Origin of the sequence: Micromonospora sp. NBRC 110009, from assembly GCF_030518795.1 — a bacterium.
Taxonomy (GTDB): Bacteria; Actinomycetota; Actinomycetes; order Mycobacteriales; family Micromonosporaceae; genus Micromonospora.
The window spans coordinates 3,607,382-3,621,742 of sequence record NZ_CP130427.1; the positions used below are offsets into that span (position 1 = coordinate 3,607,382).

14 protein-coding genes and 1 tRNA gene are annotated in these 14,361 nt (G+C 71.5%); 7 read left to right on the forward strand and 8 right to left on the reverse strand.

Annotation, left to right across the window (positions count from 1 at the left end; translation table 11 throughout):
• The first annotated feature begins 87 nt into the window (after positions 1-87).
• Positions 88-651, forward strand: a complete 564-nt coding sequence (locus tag Q2K19_RS17310) for a hypothetical protein (RefSeq protein WP_302762329.1) — start codon at positions 88-90, stop codon at positions 649-651.
• Positions 652-735: 84 nt separating this feature from the next.
• Here Q2K19_RS17310 and Q2K19_RS17315 read toward each other — a convergent pair whose 3' ends face one another.
• Together Q2K19_RS17315 and Q2K19_RS17320 are read right to left on the reverse strand one after the other, a co-directional pair.
• On the reverse strand, positions 736-1,713 hold the full coding sequence (locus Q2K19_RS17315) for a HEAT repeat domain-containing protein (protein ID WP_302762330.1): 978 nt from the start codon (positions 1,711-1,713) through the stop codon (positions 736-738).
• 615 nt (positions 1,714-2,328) lie between these two features.
• Positions 2,329-2,808, reverse strand: coding sequence for a GNAT family N-acetyltransferase (locus Q2K19_RS17320; RefSeq protein ID WP_302762331.1), 480 nt, complete (start codon positions 2,806-2,808; stop codon positions 2,329-2,331).
• Between the two features lie 197 nt (positions 2,809-3,005).
• Between Q2K19_RS17320 and Q2K19_RS17325 the strand changes: the two genes are divergently transcribed.
• The gene (locus tag Q2K19_RS17325; RefSeq protein ID WP_302762332.1) at positions 3,006-3,896 is read left to right on the forward strand and encodes a sulfotransferase domain-containing protein; all 891 of its coding nucleotides are present in this window, start codon (positions 3,006-3,008) and stop codon (positions 3,894-3,896) included.
• Between the two features lie 859 nt (positions 3,897-4,755).
• Here Q2K19_RS17325 and Q2K19_RS17330 read toward each other — a convergent pair.
• The 3 genes from Q2K19_RS17330 to Q2K19_RS17340 all read right to left on the reverse strand — a co-directional run bounded on the left by Q2K19_RS17330 (position 4,756) and on the right by Q2K19_RS17340 (position 6,364).
• A complete protein-coding gene (locus Q2K19_RS17330; protein ID WP_302762333.1) occupies positions 4,756-5,871 on the reverse strand; it encodes a MerR family transcriptional regulator in 1,116 nt (371 codons plus the stop codon).
• 85 nt (positions 5,872-5,956) lie between these two features.
• The gene (locus Q2K19_RS17335; RefSeq protein ID WP_302762334.1) at positions 5,957-6,148 is read right to left on the reverse strand and encodes a hypothetical protein; all 192 of its coding nucleotides are present in this window, start codon (positions 6,146-6,148) and stop codon (positions 5,957-5,959) included.
• A gap of 143 nt (positions 6,149-6,291) precedes the next feature.
• Positions 6,292-6,364: transfer RNA gene (locus Q2K19_RS17340), tRNA-Arg, on the reverse strand.
• A gap of 169 nt (positions 6,365-6,533) precedes the next feature.
• Between Q2K19_RS17340 and Q2K19_RS17345 the strand changes: the two genes are divergently transcribed.
• Complete coding sequence (locus Q2K19_RS17345) at positions 6,534-7,274, forward strand: hypothetical protein (RefSeq protein WP_302762335.1); 741 nt, start codon at positions 6,534-6,536, stop codon at positions 7,272-7,274.
• Positions 7,275-7,284: 10 nt separating this feature from the next.
• On the opposite strand, the gene Q2K19_RS17350 is transcribed toward Q2K19_RS17345, so the two are convergent.
• Both Q2K19_RS17350 and Q2K19_RS17355 read right to left on the reverse strand, forming a co-directional pair.
• On the reverse strand, positions 7,285-8,313 hold the full coding sequence (locus Q2K19_RS17350; RefSeq protein WP_302762336.1) for an alpha/beta hydrolase: 1,029 nt from the start codon (positions 8,311-8,313) through the stop codon (positions 7,285-7,287).
• A gap of 84 nt (positions 8,314-8,397) precedes the next feature.
• Positions 8,398-8,805, reverse strand: coding sequence for an HPF/RaiA family ribosome-associated protein (locus Q2K19_RS17355; RefSeq protein WP_302762337.1), 408 nt, complete (start codon positions 8,803-8,805; stop codon positions 8,398-8,400).
• Between the two features lie 439 nt (positions 8,806-9,244).
• Here Q2K19_RS17355 and Q2K19_RS17360 point away from each other — a divergent pair, with 439 nt between their 5' ends.
• The 4 genes from Q2K19_RS17360 to Q2K19_RS17375 all read left to right on the forward strand — a co-directional run bounded on the left by Q2K19_RS17360 (position 9,245) and on the right by Q2K19_RS17375 (position 13,857).
• On the forward strand, positions 9,245-10,321 hold the full coding sequence (locus tag Q2K19_RS17360) for an IS110 family RNA-guided transposase (RefSeq protein WP_302762338.1): 1,077 nt from the start codon (positions 9,245-9,247) through the stop codon (positions 10,319-10,321).
• Positions 10,322-10,448: 127 nt separating this feature from the next.
• The gene (ssb, locus tag Q2K19_RS17365) at positions 10,449-11,207 is read left to right on the forward strand and encodes a single-stranded DNA-binding protein (RefSeq protein WP_302762339.1); all 759 of its coding nucleotides are present in this window, start codon (positions 10,449-10,451) and stop codon (positions 11,205-11,207) included.
• Between the two features lie 95 nt (positions 11,208-11,302).
• A complete protein-coding gene (locus tag Q2K19_RS17370) occupies positions 11,303-12,322 on the forward strand; it encodes a cobalamin biosynthesis protein (protein ID WP_302762340.1) in 1,020 nt (339 codons plus the stop codon).
• Entirely contained in the window at positions 12,319-13,857 is a 1,539-nt protein-coding gene (locus tag Q2K19_RS17375; protein WP_302762341.1) for a cobyric acid synthase, read from the forward strand. The genes Q2K19_RS17370 and Q2K19_RS17375 overlap by 4 nt, the downstream gene beginning before the upstream one ends.
• Here Q2K19_RS17375 and Q2K19_RS17380 read toward each other — a convergent pair.
• Entirely contained in the window at positions 13,851-14,252 is a 402-nt protein-coding gene (locus tag Q2K19_RS17380; RefSeq protein WP_302772572.1) for a rhodanese-like domain-containing protein, read from the reverse strand. The two genes, Q2K19_RS17375 and Q2K19_RS17380, sit on opposite strands and share 7 nt — an antisense overlap.
• Positions 14,253-14,361 lie beyond the last annotated feature (109 nt).

A 14,361-nucleotide genomic window follows, 5' to 3' on the forward strand; every position in this document is an offset into this window, starting at 1 on the left:
TACGGCTCCAGGCTCACCCCGTGTCCGACCGGGACCCTTCGCCGTTCTCGTGGACCCTAGGCTGACGCCCATGTCGAGGAGCATGCAGTGATCGACCTGGACGACCAGAATCGCCAGCCGGCGGGGTCGGGCACCGCCACTTCTGACCGGCTCATGGCCAGACGGAAGATGACACTGCGGCTCGTCGCTGCGTTCGTAGTCGGTGTTGTGCTTGGCGGTTTCGGCGTCAGCCAGCTGCGAGACTCGCGTGATCAGCGGGAGCGGAACGCTGTGGTCGCACTCGTGGCCGTACCTCGATCGGCCAACTTCGGAGGCTCGTCCTCCCAAGGATCGGTCCAACTGTCCGGACAGTTGATGTTGATCAACGCCGGTCCCGCGCCGATCACGGTTCGTGGGGTTACCGCAGAGCGGCCGGGCGTCGTGATTCACAGCATCGAACGATCCCGTGTGATACCCGCTGGCGGCACCGGCCAGGTCATGGTCGAGCTGCGGTTCGTGTGCTCGATCGCCTTCCGGCTTTTAGAGCCACTGTCGCTACGACTGTCGGTCCAGACCGAGGACGAGCAAGTCAGAGAGGTTACTTACCCCGTCGATCTCTTCGGAAGCGACTGGCAGCGCGATGCTCTGGGTATGTGCGAGCCCCACGCATAGCCACGGCGGGCTGATGCCTAGCGCGTGCCGGGTTGGCCGCCGTGGACTGCGTCCGGATGCTCTGTTAGTAGTTCTGGTCGGGCGTTATTCGGAGGCGTGGAGCGCTTTCTTTGCGGTTTCCCGCACGGTCGGATTTTCGTCGCGGGTCAGTTGAGCTAGCAGCGGACGGGCGGGCGGCCAGCGTCGCAGGTTGGCGGCGAGGGCATTCGTGACTGCGGCGCGTACCCACCAGTCCGGGTCGTCCGTCGTGGACTGCAGGGCGTCGAGCGATTCGCCCAGCAGGCCAAGGCCGGTGGCCGCGTGGGACCGCACCGCCGACTCGGAGTCGGCGAGCAGCTTGCGCAGGGCGGTGGCTGCGGCGGGGGCCCGATCGGAGTTCGCGGCCATGCGGCCGATCGCCTGGCCCAGCGCCGAGCGGACGTACCAGGAGGGATCGGAGGTCAGCGGAACCAAGTGATCCACGACCGCCGGCGGGGCGGACCAGGCCAGCAGGAGCACGGCATGGTGCCGGACCCAGTCGTCCGGATCCTGCAAGGTCGCGACGACAAGCTCATATGCCTGTGGGTCCTCGGCGACGCTAGGCAGTGAGCTGACGGCGATCCGCCGGATTGCCGGATCGGGATCGGCCAGCGCCTCGCGCAGCGTCCCCATGTCGGACGGCTCGAACACGTCGCGGAGCGCCCACAGCGCGGCTCTGCGCAAGTCGGGATCATCGCCGGCGAGCGCCGGGAGGATGACGGCCCGGCAGCCGGCCCGGTCGGCCCGCATGACAGCGCTCAACGCTCGGCCCAGTCGTTCCCCGTCCTCGTCGTCCTCGCCGCGCAGCGCGCCAGCGAAGACCCGCAGGAGCAGCGGGAACACCTCGGCCCCGGACAGTCCGGCCAGGACGTGCGCCATCAGGTCCCGGCCGTACCAGTTGCGCTCGCGCGCGTGGCGTTCCAGCGCGGCCTGCACGGACGCTGCCGCCGAGCGATCACCGCTCACGGCCAGCTCCCGCACGAGCGGCCACGGATCACCATCCAGCGTGCCGTCGGCGTACCGGAACAGGTCGGCCAGTGGCACCTGGACCTCCAAACCGAGGTGAGACGTAGACCGGGGGACCGTTCCCGCCGGTCCAACGCCCGCAAGGCGGGGGCCAGCGTACCGCCGTCGTCAGCGCGCCGTCTGGAAGCGCTGTACGTCTGTGCTCTGACGGTCGGGCTCCGTCGCGGGGAACTGCTCGGGCTGGCCTGGTCCGCGATGATCGACTAGCCGGGACGCGACAAGCCGCTGACCTCGGGTGACGGTGGTGCGCCCGGCAGGATTCGAACCTGCGGCCTTGGGATTAGAAGAAGATCACGGAGGGCTGGTCACGGCAACCTGCTCCTGCTCAAGCCGTCCGTCACTGTCGGATCACGTCGGCGTTGGCCGGCGGTCTTGGCTGTACGAATGGCTGTATGGCGGCGGACTGCTGGCCACGGCAGGGCGGGGGACGGGTGACGCTCAACAAGCGGGGCAGTAGGGCCATCGTTGTCGACGGGATCGGCTACCGCTACGCCAGATCGTCACCGATGAGCTGGCGCCGGGCATCTACCCACACCGATGACCAACATCCGCTCATCGACAAAGCCGTGCTTCCACAACGCGCGGTCGGTGGCAGATCAGTACACCGGCGGCGGCAATCGATCTGGCTCTTGGTCAATTGAGTGATTTACGCATCTGTTGTGTCACGACGCGATAGCCGGAAGTCTCATACAGCCGGATCGCCCGGGCGTTGTCGCCGAAGACGTTGAGCTCTAGGCGACCCACGCCACGGGAGCGCACCGCGTCCTCGGCCGCAGCCAGGAGCGCGCGTCCGTAGCCGGCTCCGCGGTACGCCTCATCGATCTCGATGTCGTAGATGAACGCGCAGTCGGGCGAACCGCGCGGGTGCGTCAAGCCCAGCCACGACACGCCAACATAGTTGCCGTCGGGAAGCACGGCCCTCAAGAACAGCATTCCGGCAGTCGCAAAGCCATCCGGCAACAGGACGTCATTTGCCTTGGTGGCCAACTCGAGGGCCTCGTCCGCGGACCAGTTACCGGCTGCTACCTGCTCATCAGCGAATGATCGGATGGTACGGTCACGCCACTCCTCGAACTCGTTCCTCGTCATGTCCCGTACGATCAACTCAGGCACGGCGTGATGGTCCCACACCAATCGGCTGATGGCTGCCCCCGTTGTCCGCGCGAGCATCACGTCGGCCGCATTTACTCATCTCGGCACGACCGGGCGCCGGCTCGATCCGGGTGTGGTGACATTGCGTAGCGCGCGGTCGGCGGCAGATCCGGAAACGAAGAAGCGGACTGCTATATCGGTCCTCTAGGCTCGCTCGGATGACGGCTCCGGTGCGTTATCGATCTTCCGAGGAAGACAGCGGCAGGTGGCTCGCTTTCCCGTTCCGGCGTGGCGACATCGTCATCAGCACCCGATCTAAGAGCGGCACCACCTGGATGCAGGTGATCTGCGCGCTGCTGATCTTCCAGACCGCCGACCTGCCGGCACCGTTGGCGCAACTGTCCCCGTGGCTCGACTGGCTGACCGCCCCACAGCGGCAGGTGTACGACCATCTCGCCGCCCAGCAGCATCGGCGCTTCATCAAGACGCACACGCCACTGGACGGGGTACCGGTCGAGCCCGACGTGTCGTACATCGTGGTGGCGCGGCACCCGCTGGACATGGCGGTGTCCTTGTACCACCAGAGCGACAACATCGACCGGGAACGAGTGCGCCAGCTCACCGGCGACCCGCAGCCCAGCAGTGCACCGCCGGCACGCCCTTCCCTGCATTCCTGGTTGGTGCGGTGGACCGAGCGTGATAGAGATCCGCAGGAGGCGTTGGACTCGCTGCCCGGTGTGCTCTGGCATCTGACTGATGCCTGGCGACGCCGGGGGGAGCCGAATGTGCTGCTGGTGCACTATGACGATCTCCTGGCCGACCTCGGAGGACAGATGCGGCGGATCGCCGCCTGGCTAAATATCGAGGTGCCAGCCGAGCGGTGGTCGACGTTGGTGGAGGCCGCCACGTTCGCCGCGATGCGTGAGCGGGCCCAGGTCCTGGTGCCCGATGCCCTCGGCGTGCTGAAAGACCATCAAGCCTTCTTCCGGAAGGGCCGGTCGGGTGCTGGACAAGCGCTCCTGAGCACCGAGGAACTCAGCCGTTACCACCGGCGCGCGGCTGAGATGGCCCCACCGGATCTGTTGGCCTGGCTGCACCGAGGACGTTAGCCCATTGGACCAGCCTCGGGGATCGGCTTGCTGTAGCCCAAGGCCGGGCGCACCCTGGCGCCAGCAATCCGACGCACTGTTTTCGGCACGTCCGGATGCAGGCACCCGCGATCCGGTTACCTTCCGTGACGAGCGCTTCGCGGCATGTGCGGACACCCCTGGCTGGGCCCAGGTGAACTACGCTTTGAGGCCGGCCTGCCCAACCCGCGGCGCCGGTACCGCGCGTCACTGAGCCCAGGGGTGGCAGCACCGTTCGAGTCGGGCCAGGCTCCGGGGGAGCCCGCTCATAATGAGCGGGCTCCCGAAAACACCCCAGTCGGCCCCCAACTGTGCAACTGCAACCGCGCGGAGCGCGGCAGATCAGTTCGCCGTGGCGCCTGGAACAGCCCCAGCCACTGGTCGCCCGACCAGCGCGTTCTTCGCCGGTCGGGGCTGCTCGGCTCCCACAGGGATCCCAGCTACATTCCTCGGATAAATCGTCCAGCGAGTGTCCTGTATTCGGCATGTGAATGCACTCACGGCCGCTCAGGCATCACCGACTGCAACAACGACGACTGAGCGACCAAGGCCGAGTGTCGTGCATGTGCGGGGACGGATCCGTCAACTATGTGGTGTGACTAGACAACGCGGTCCGTGCCGCTGTCCTCCGCCGACTGATGTGCGACACGTGTCCGCCAGCTGATTTGCGACACCTCAGCGCGCTGATCGCGGCTGCCCATGAGCTGGACCGACAGGTCAAAGCTCGACCCGTGCGGTAAGGACGTCCAGCTTGAGCGCGCCACGGGGGCCAAGCGTCGCCGCGGCAGTATCTAATGATCCCGGCGGTCAGCTTTCTGGCGGCGTTCTCGCGCACGGTGGTTCAGGCTACGAGCAGGCGGAGACCGAGCTCGGCCGTGTCGAGGGCGACGAGGTCGCGGTTGCGCTCGGCCCACCGGCCTGAGGAAAGGTCTTCGCGGAGTGTGCTGACTGCCCGTTGCTCAGCCTGCGGTCCGACTCTGGTCCATACCGAAACCGCGCGGCGTACATGTTCGTCCAGGTACGCCTCAGGCCGGCGCCAGTATGCCTCGAAGAAGCCGTCAGCGCAGTCCCACGGGACGAGCACCGGCTCTGCGCGTCCTCCGATCGCGCGGGTGAGGTCGGCCAGGGACGGCCAGCCGACGAGGAGGTTTGCGAACTCCGGTAAGTAGTCGCGGGTGAGCCAGAATCGCTGACGCCAGCCGGTGTCATCGGCGTCGTACGTGAACACCACCACGCGGCGGGCCACACGCCGCATCTCACGCAGCCCGGCGACCGGGTCCGGCCAGTGATGGACGGTGCTGACCGCCATCGCGGCGTCAAAGGACTGGTCCTCAAACGGCAGACTCTCCGCAGCGGCGGCCACGCACGGCGCCGCGCCCACGGGACGCTGCGCCCGCATGACCGCCGACGGTTCCACCGCCGTGACGTCGCGGTCGGGTGGTTCGTAGGAGCCGGTGCCAGCCCCGACGTTCAGCACCGTTCGTGCGTCCCCCAGCGCATCCCAGATGCGCGCGGCGATCCGTGGCTCGGTGCGCCGCGTCGCTGGGTAAGCGGATCCGATGGCGTCGTACAACTGCGCGCCGAACACTTTCAGTTGCTCCTCTGGCGTCGTCCTGATTCCCATTGCTCGTGCCTCCAGTTCCCTGTCTATGGCCGTCACCATGGCAGCAGCGCGGTCGCGCTGGTCCATCAGCAGGCCGCGCAGCCGGCACAGGTGCGCGACTGCGTCGGTGGCCGGATCGTCAACAAGATCCGCGATCTCCCGCAAACCGAAGCCGAGCCGCCGGTAGGCGAGCACCTCCCGGAGTCGCTCCACATCGCCCGCGGAGTAGGCCCGGTGCCCAGCCGCGGTCCGCGTGGACGGCTCCAGGAGGCCGATCTCGTCATAGTGATGCAGTGTGCGGACGCTGACGCCGGCCAACTCCGCCACACGCCCCACGGTCAGGTGCTCCTCCACGCCACCGACTATGTGGCATGACGCCGCGTGAGGTGCAAGCGCTTCGCTGCTCGCATGATCGAGTTCCCGCTCATCGGCTACTTATCTACTGGTGGTACGACCGCAGCCCGGCGATGTCGAGGTTGTGCAGCTCGACCATCTCAGTAAGAACGCGGCCGGCGTGGTCGGCGGTCTGGAGCAGCCCGGGTACGTGCCCCGTCTCGAAGTGCCGGATCAGGCGCGACTCGGCGACGAGCTGGTTGTAGCTGTCCTGGACGGCGGCCTGGCCGTGACGCATCCGGCGACGAAAGCTGCGGTGCGCGGCGTGGACCAGGCCGCGAAGCACCTCTTCGGCTGACTTGGCTGTACGAATGGCTGTACGGGGGCCGTGGTGATCGTCTCGACCGCGAGCGGGAAGCCGCTGGACTGCGGTGACGTGGGTGCGCCCGGCAGGATTCGAACCTGCGGCCTTGGGATTAGAAGTCCCCTGCTCTATCCGCTGAGCTACGGGCGCGCGGCGACGGGTGTCGCGCCAAGAGGGTACCGCCGTACCCGGGCCCGACGGGGGAACGGGTGGTCGCGGCGACGTCCGTGATCAGGGTGCCATGAGCGTCCGGCCACCGGCACCCGGGATTCGCGGGTCACGGACGGCGGCGGCCGGCCAGGTCCGTACCCTCGGCGTCGTGCTGCTCGACCAGGAAACCGAGAACGAGATCGTCTACGAGCTGTGCCAGCTGCTCGGGCGGGCCATCCTGCCCGTCAGCCGGTACGACCGGCCCGGCGCGGCCGGCCACGGCTTCGGCACCGCCTTCTTCTACGCCGAGCTGGTCGGTGCCACCGACGACGGCGACGTGGTGCACGAATGGCTGCTGACCGCGGACGCGGCCACCCGGGCGGCGTACGGGGAGATCGGGCTGCGGCCGAGCGTGACCGAGCCGGCGGACGCGTCGGCGGAGCCGATCGAGCTGCCCGGCTTCGCCGACCGGTGGCTGCACCTGCCGGAGATCGGTCTGGCCGCCATGCCCACCGGCGGGCTGCACGGCCATGCCGAGGATCGGGGCTGGCGGTGGCGTACCCAGCAGGTGACCGACGCGGTGGCCGCGGGGGCCGACGTGGTCGCCCGGGTCGGCGCGGCGCCCGGCTCGGCGTTCGTGCTGGCGCTCGGGGTGGGCGACGACGGGTCGCGGCCCCTCGAAGCGGTCATCGAGCGGGTCGTCCGGGACGGCGCCGGGCTGCGGGTCGACACGGAGCTGCCGGCCGGGTACGTCGGCGCGCCGGTGTTCGGGGTCGAGGCCGGTCCCGACGGCGAGTTGGCGCTGCACTGCCTGGGTGCGGTGCTGCCGGGGGAGGCGGGCGGGCACCCGGTTGCGACGTTCGACCGGATCCGCTCGGCCCTCGCGGCGGCGACCGCCGGCTACCGGTGACCGGCCGGGCTCAGCCCTCGGTGGCTGCGCCGGCCCGGTCCTCGGCCGGCCGCCGCGCCGCCGGCGGGCGGTCCGCCGCCGGGTCGGTCGGGCCGGCCCTGAGGAAGCCCTCCGCCCACCGTCCGACCTCGGCGAAGACCTTCTCCCGTACGGCGGGGCCGGAGAGCGTCAGGTCGTGCAGCCCGCCGTCGAAGCGGGCCAGGGTGACGTGCCGGCCGAGCCGGGGCGCCCAGCGGACCATGTGTTCCACGTCCAGCACCGCGTCGGCGAGGGTCGCCGACTCGTGCCACCTGGTGCCCCGGTAGCTGCGGGTGGAGCAGGCGAGCAGCACCGGCACCGGGATGTCCAGGCCGGCCCGGAGCTGCCGCTGGCCGGCGCGGATCGCGTTGATCCAGCCGGCCCGCACCGGGAACCCGGCGAGCGGCTTCCAGGCCAGGTCGTACCGCCACTCGCCGCGGTGGTCGGCATGCAGGCTCTCGCCGTACACGGTGCCGAGCCCGAACGGGAGGATGCGGTGCGGCGCCCGGCGGCCCAGCCGGGAGACGGCGGCCGCGAGGGGTCGACGGACCAGCCAGGGGGCGTTGATGTCGAAGAAGGGGCTGTTGAGGACGAGCCCGTCGACCAGCCCGGCCTCGCGGCGGGCGTGCGCCCAGAGCGAGATGATCAGGCCGCCGGTGGAGTGGCCCAGGGCGAGCAGGGTGTCGTGCCCCTCGTCCTCCCGGATGATCTTCGCGGCGGCGTCCAGCTCGGGGAAGTACTCGCTCAGGTCGTGGCAGAAGTTCGGGGTCTGGTGCGGCAGCAGGCTACGGCCGTACTTGCGCAGGTCGAGCGCGTAGAAGTCCCAACCGCGCTCGGCGAAGAAGTCGGCGACGTGGGTCTGGAAGAAGTAGTCGACGAAGCCGTGCACGTAGAGCACGGCCCGGCCGGTCGGGCGCTCGGCCCGGCGGCGGACCAGGGTCGCGACGACCGGTCCCTCGTCGTCGGTGCCCAGGTCGATCGTCTGCCGCTCGTACGGCGGTCCCAGCACGTCGGGTTCCACGACCGCGACGGTACGCCGCCACGCTACCCGGCGGTAGGCCCCGCCCCCGTCCGTCCGACCGGCGCGGACGGGGGCGGGGAGGGCTCAGGCGGTCTCCGCGTCGGCCCGCTCGGTGGCCTGCGCGGGGACGCCCTCCGGGCCGATCTCCCGTAGGTGCTTGTTGTGGCGCGGCTCCTGCCGGGTCTTGGCGTCGTTGAGCCGGCGGCGCAGGTCGTCCCGGACGTCGTTCAGCGCGGCGTGCAGGTCCTCCTCGGCGGAGGTGGTGACGATCTTCTGCCGGCCGGCGACCCAGCATTCCAGGGTCACCTTCTGGCCCCGGGCGTCCCGGTCCTTGACCGACACCTCCAGCTCGGTCGCGTCGGCGTGGAACCCCGCGAGCCGGGCGTCCAGCGTCGCGAACTGCACCGCGATCCAGTTCCGGTCGCCCTGGGAGAACCCGGCCCCGACCCGCAGGCACTCGGCCACGGTCGCGGGGTTCGCCACGGCGCTCATCGCCGGGCCTCGCGATCGGTCGTACGGGGTGAGCGGAGGATCATCTCGCAGCCCTTTCTCTCGGTTGATCAACTCCATACCCAGCGGGTGCGGGTCCGGAACCGCCGGCACCTGTCGATCGTGTCGCGCCGCCGGTCGGCGTCCCAGGGACCGAGGTCCCTAGCAGACGGGACCTTGATCAGGTTGTTGTCCACGGTGAGATGCTTCGTCCCGCCCGGTCGGCCATGATCGTCGTGCTCCCGGCGCTGGTCTGACTCTTTGTCCACCTGGCGCCTTGGCTGCCCTTCGCCTGATTTGTCGGCCGCGCCGGGTGCACGCGCCGAACGGACGGGTGTGACCTGACAGGAGCCTGTGCAAGAGGTCCCATCACCGTGCTGTCCGTCCGCCCGACGGTGCGTGCTGCCCCGGTTGGTCACCTGGAAGGACAGCACCACCCACCATGACAGATCACCAGTTCGAAGTCATCGGCGGCGTTGACACCCACGCCGATACCCACACCGCCGTGGTCATCGACGAGGTCGGCCGGATGCATGGCCATCGCCAGTTCCCCACCACGGTGGCCGGCTACCGGGCGCTGCTGGCGTGGATGAGCGACCACGGTCCGGTACGGTCGGTCGGGATCGAGGGCACTGGCAGCTACGGCGTCGGCCTGGCCCGCTACCTGCGCGCCCAGGGCGTGCATCTCGTGGAGGTCGACCGGCCCAACCGCAAGATGCGCCGCCGGCGTGGCAAGTCCGACCCGATCGACGCCGAGGCCGCCGCCCGGGCGGTGCTGGCCGGCACCGCGACCACCACCCCGAAGAACCGAGACGGGCAGGTGGAGGCCATCCGGGTCATCCGCGTGGCCCGCACCTCAGCGGTGAAGTCGCGCACCGCGGCGATCAACGCCCTGGTCGGCATGGTCCGCACCGCCCCGGAACCGCTGCGCACCCAACTCCTGGACCTGCGCAACTCGGAACTGATCATGACCGCTGCCGCGTTGCGGCCAGCCCTGGACATCGCCGACCCGATCGCGGCGACCAAGACCGCGATCCGTCGGCTGGCGCGTCGCGTCATCGACCTGGACCGCGAGATCCGGGCCGCCGACGTCGACCTGCAGGTCCTGCTCAAGCAGGCCGCCCCGCAGCTGCTGGAGTTGCCCGGAATCGGCCCCGAAGTCGCCGCGCAGCTGCTCATCACCGCCGGCGACAACCCGGAGCGGATCCGCGACGAACGGGCGTTCGCCGCACTCTGCGGGGTCTCACCCATCCCAGCCAGTTCCGGTCGCACCGACCGGCACCGCCTCAACCGAGGCGGGGACAGGATGGCCAACAGGGCGCTCTACATCGTCGCGGTCAACCGGATGCGCTGCCATCCCGAGACGCTGACCTACGTCGAGCGCCGACGCGAGCAAGGACTGAGCAACAGAGACATCTCCCGATGTCTGAAGCGGTACATCGCGCGTCAGGTCTACCCGCTGATCTTGGAATCCCTGCGGATCCGGCCCCCGTCATCCACAGCCCTCGCAGAGCTCTGACCAGCCCGGCTTGCATTACAGGAGCATCAGGCCGGCCCGTCGTCCACAGCCCGGGCGGGGCCGCTGGTGGTCGGGGCGCCGCCGGTCGAGGCTCGGCCCGACAAACCGAGTCTCCCTGGGAGGGGCGATGTTCGATACGTACGTCACCATCGTCGGCAATGTGCTGACCGCGCCCGAGTGGCGCCGTACCACGCAGAGCAACACCCTGGTGGCCAACTTCAAGGTCGCCTCCACCGCCCGCCGGCTGGACCGGGACTCCGGCCGCTGGGTTGACGGCAACAGCCTCCGGGTGCGGGTGAACTGCTGGCGGAAGCTGGCCGAGGGGGTGGCCGCCTCGGTGATGGTCGGCGACCCGGTGGTCGTCGCCGGCCGCCTCTACACCCGCGACTGGACCGACGACGCGGGCAACCACCGCACCCTCTACGAGCTGGAGGCGGTCGCGGTCGGGCACGACCTGTCCCGCGGCCGGGGCCGCTTCCTGCGCAACCGCCCGAGCATGGCGACCAGCGCCGTCGAGGACGCCGAGGCGGAACGGCGGGTGCACGGCGAGGCGACCGAGGCGGTGCCGGTCGCGGCGGCGCCGACCTCGCTCGACGAGCGGCCGTTCGACGACGAGTTCGACGCGCTGGAGTTGGCTGCCCCGCACGGTGGGCCCGGGCTCCCCGACGACCTCGACGGCCCGCCGTCGGGTGGCTTCGACGCGGCGGCCGACCCGTTCGACGACCTGTCCGCCGACGACGACGAGGAGGAGGGCGACGGGACGGGCGACGACGAGCCGGCCGCCGAGCCCGGTGACCCGAGCGGCGCGCCGGCCGGCGACGTCGAGGGCGTCACCCCGACCGGCCGGGGCCGGCGGGGCGGACGGCGTACACCGGTGCCCGCCTGAGCCACCGGCTCGGGCAACGGGGGAGCGGGGTGGCGACGAGCCCGACGTGGCCACCCCGCCGTACGGCTAGGCTGGCCGGCCGGAGGTGGTGACGGGTGCGGCAGGCGACCGCCATGGCGAATGCGGCGGGACTGGTGGCGGGCTACGCCCTGGACTCGCTGCTCGGCGATCCCCGTCGGTGGCATCCGGTGGCCGGGTTCGGCCGGGCCGCCGGCGCGCTGGAACAGCGCCTCTACCGGCCCGACCGCACCGCCGGGGCGGCGTTCGCCGCGCTCGCCGTCGGCGCCCCGGTGCTGCTCGGCGTCGCCGGCACCCTCGCCACCCGGCGTCGGCCGCTGGCCCGCGCGGCGCTGGTGGCCGCCGGCACCTGGACCGTGCTGGGCGGCCGCACCCTGCGCCACGAGTCGAGGGCGATGGCCCGGGCGTTGCAGCGTGGTGACCTGGCGGCCGCCCGTGGCCGGCTCAACCACCTGTGTGGCCGCGACCCGTCCAGCCTGGACGAGCCCGAGCTGGCCCGGGCGACCGTCGAGTCGGTCGCCGAGAACACCTCTGACGCGGTGGTCGCGCCGCTGTTCTGGGGTGCGGTCGCCGGGCTGCCCGGCCTGCTCGGCTACCGCGCGGCGAACACGCTCGACGCCATGGTCGGGCACCGCTCACCCCGCCACGCCCGCTTCGGCACCCCGGCGGCCCGCCTGGACGATCTGCTCAACCTGGCCCCGGCCCGGCTGACCGGGCTGCTCACCATCGCGGTCGCGCCGGCCGCGCACGGGGATCGTCGGGCCGCCCTGCGGGTCTGGCGGCGGGACCGCAACGACCACCCCAGCCCCAACGCCGGCCAGTGCGAGGCCGCGATGGCCGGCGCGCTCGGCGTGCGGCTGGGCGGGCGCAACGTCTACTTCGGTCGCGCCGAGACCCGGCCGTTCCTCGGGGACGGGCCCCGGCCCGAGGCCCGGCACCTGAAGCGGGCCGCCCGGATCTCCGGCGCGGTCGGCCTGGCCGCGCTCGGCCTCGCCGCCGCCTACCCGGTGACCCTCGGCCGCCTGGTCGCCGCGGTCGGCCGGTCCGTGTTGCGCGGCCCGGCCCGGCGTCGGCTGTCCCCGGGGAGCGGGCGATGAGCGGCGGGCTGCTGGTCGCCGGGACCACCTCCGACGCCGGCAAGAGCGTGCTCACCGCGGGCATCTGCCGGTGGCTGCGCCGCCGGGGCGTGCGCGTCGCGCCGTTCAAGGCGCAGAACATGTCCAACAACTCGGCGGTGGTGGTCGGCCCGGACGGGCGCGGCGGCGAGCTCGGCCGGGCCCAGGCCATGCAGGCCGCCGCCTGCGGCGTCGACCCGGACCTGCGCTTCAACCCGGTGCTGCTCAAGCCGGGCAGCGACCACGCCAGCCAGGTGGTGCTGCTCGGCGAGGCCGTCGACACGGTGACCGCGGGCAACTTCCGCGAGCTGCGTCCCCGGCTGGCCGGCACCGCCTACGCGGCGCTCGCCGAGCTGCGGGCCGCGTACGACGTGGTGATCTGCGAGGGGGCCGGCAGCCCGGCCGAGATCAACCTGCGGGCCGGCGACTACGTGAACATGGGGCTGGCCCGGCACGCCGGGCTGCCCGCGATCGTGGTCGGTGACATCGACCGGGGCGGCGTGTTCGCCTCGATGTTCGGCACGGTCGCCCTGCTCGACCCGGCCGACCAGGCGCTCGTCGCCGGCTTCGTGATCAACAAGTTCCGGGGCGACCGCGGGCTGCTCCAGCCGGGGCTGGACATGCTGCACCGGGTCACCGGCCGCCCGACGTACGGGGTGCTGCCCTGGGCGCTGGACCTCTGGCTGGACGCCGAGGACTCGCTCGCCTACGGGCGGGTGCTCGGCCGGCCGGCCGCGCCCCGCGGCACCGACTGGCTCGACGTGGCGGTGGTCCGGCTGCCCCGGATCAGCAACGCCACCGACGTCGAGGCGCTCGCCACCGAGCCGGGCGTCCGGGTGCGGCTGACCGTCGAGCCGGCCGAGCTGGCCGCCGCCGACCTGGTGGTGCTCCCCGGCTCCAAGTCCACCGTGGCCGATTTGGCCTGGCTGCGGGAGACCGGCCTGGCCGACGCCGTGTCGGCGCACACCGCCGCCGGGCGGCCCCTGCTCGGCATCTGCGGCGGGTTCCAGATGCTGGCCCGGGCGATCCACGACCCGGTGGAGAGCCGGCAGGGCAGCGTCCCCGGGCTCGGGCTGCTGCCCATCGAGATCACCTTCGACCCGCGCAAGACCGTCCGCCGGGCCACCGGCATCGCCGCCGGGGACGTCCCGGTCCACGGCTACGAGATCCACCACGGCGTCGTCTCCGCCGCCGACCCCGCCCTGCCGCCGCTGCTGCGCTACGCCGACGGCACCGGGGAGGGAGCCCGGCTCGGCGCGGTGCACGGCACCCACTGGCACGGCGCCTTCGAGTCCGACGGCTTCCGCCGCCGGTTCCTCACCGAGGTGGCCCGGCTGGCCGGGCGGACCGGCTTCAAGGTCGCCCCGGACACCGCGTTCGCCGCCGCCCGCGAGCGCACCCTGGACCTCCTCGGCGACCTGGTCGAGGAGCACCTGGACACCGAAGCCCTGTGGCGGCTGGTCGAGTCCGGCCCGCCGGCGGGCCTGCCGTTCATCCCGCCCGGCGCTCCTCAGTAGCGCACGTCGGCCGGGCGATCGGACATCGGCAGGCCGGCCTCCCGCCACCCCTGCACGCCGCCGATCATGTCCGTCGCCCGGCGCAACCCGAGCGTCTGCAGGCTGGCGGCGGCCAGGCCGGAGCTGTAGCCCTCGCGGCACACCACCACGATCTGCCGGTCGTACCCGGTCGCCTCGCGGATCCGCCAGGCGCACGCCGGGTCCAGCCGCCACTCCAGCACGGTCCGGTCGATGACGATCGCCCCCGGCAACTCGCCCTGCTCCCGCCGCTGCACCTCGGTACGCGTGTCGACCAGCAGCGCGCCGTTGCGGACCGCCTCGACGGTCTGGTGCGGCGTGAGCCGGCGCAGCCCGGCCCGGGCCTGTTCCAACAGGGCGTCGACGCCCGGACACATCACGTCATGGAGCACCACCCGATGATGCCGGGTGGCGGGACCCGTCCGCCCGACGAACGGCCTGCTGGGCGGCAGGATCCAGCGGACGGGGGACGGTGCTCGCGGCGGC

What these genes read in the sequence shown, in the direction of transcription:
- Q2K19_RS17325 (WP_302762332.1), top strand. Translation starts at nt 3,006, where the DNA reads ATGACGGCTCCGGTGCGTTATCGATCTTCCGAGGAAGACAGCGGCAGG.
- Q2K19_RS17335 (WP_302762334.1), bottom strand. Translation starts at nt 6,148, where the DNA reads ATGCGTCACGGCCAGGCCGCCGTCCAGGACAGCTACAACCAGCTCGTC.
- Q2K19_RS17355 (WP_302762337.1), bottom strand. Translation starts at nt 8,805, where the DNA reads ATGAGCGCCGTGGCGAACCCCGCGACCGTGGCCGAGTGCCTGCGGGTC.
- Q2K19_RS17360 (WP_302762338.1), top strand. Translation starts at nt 9,245, where the DNA reads ATGACAGATCACCAGTTCGAAGTCATCGGCGGCGTTGACACCCACGCC.
- ssb (WP_302762339.1), top strand. Translation starts at nt 10,449, where the DNA reads ATGTTCGATACGTACGTCACCATCGTCGGCAATGTGCTGACCGCGCCC.
- Q2K19_RS17375 (WP_302762341.1), top strand. Translation starts at nt 12,319, where the DNA reads ATGAGCGGCGGGCTGCTGGTCGCCGGGACCACCTCCGACGCCGGCAAG.
- Q2K19_RS17380 (WP_302772572.1), bottom strand. Translation starts at nt 14,252, where the DNA reads ATGTGTCCGGGCGTCGACGCCCTGTTGGAACAGGCCCGGGCCGGGCTG.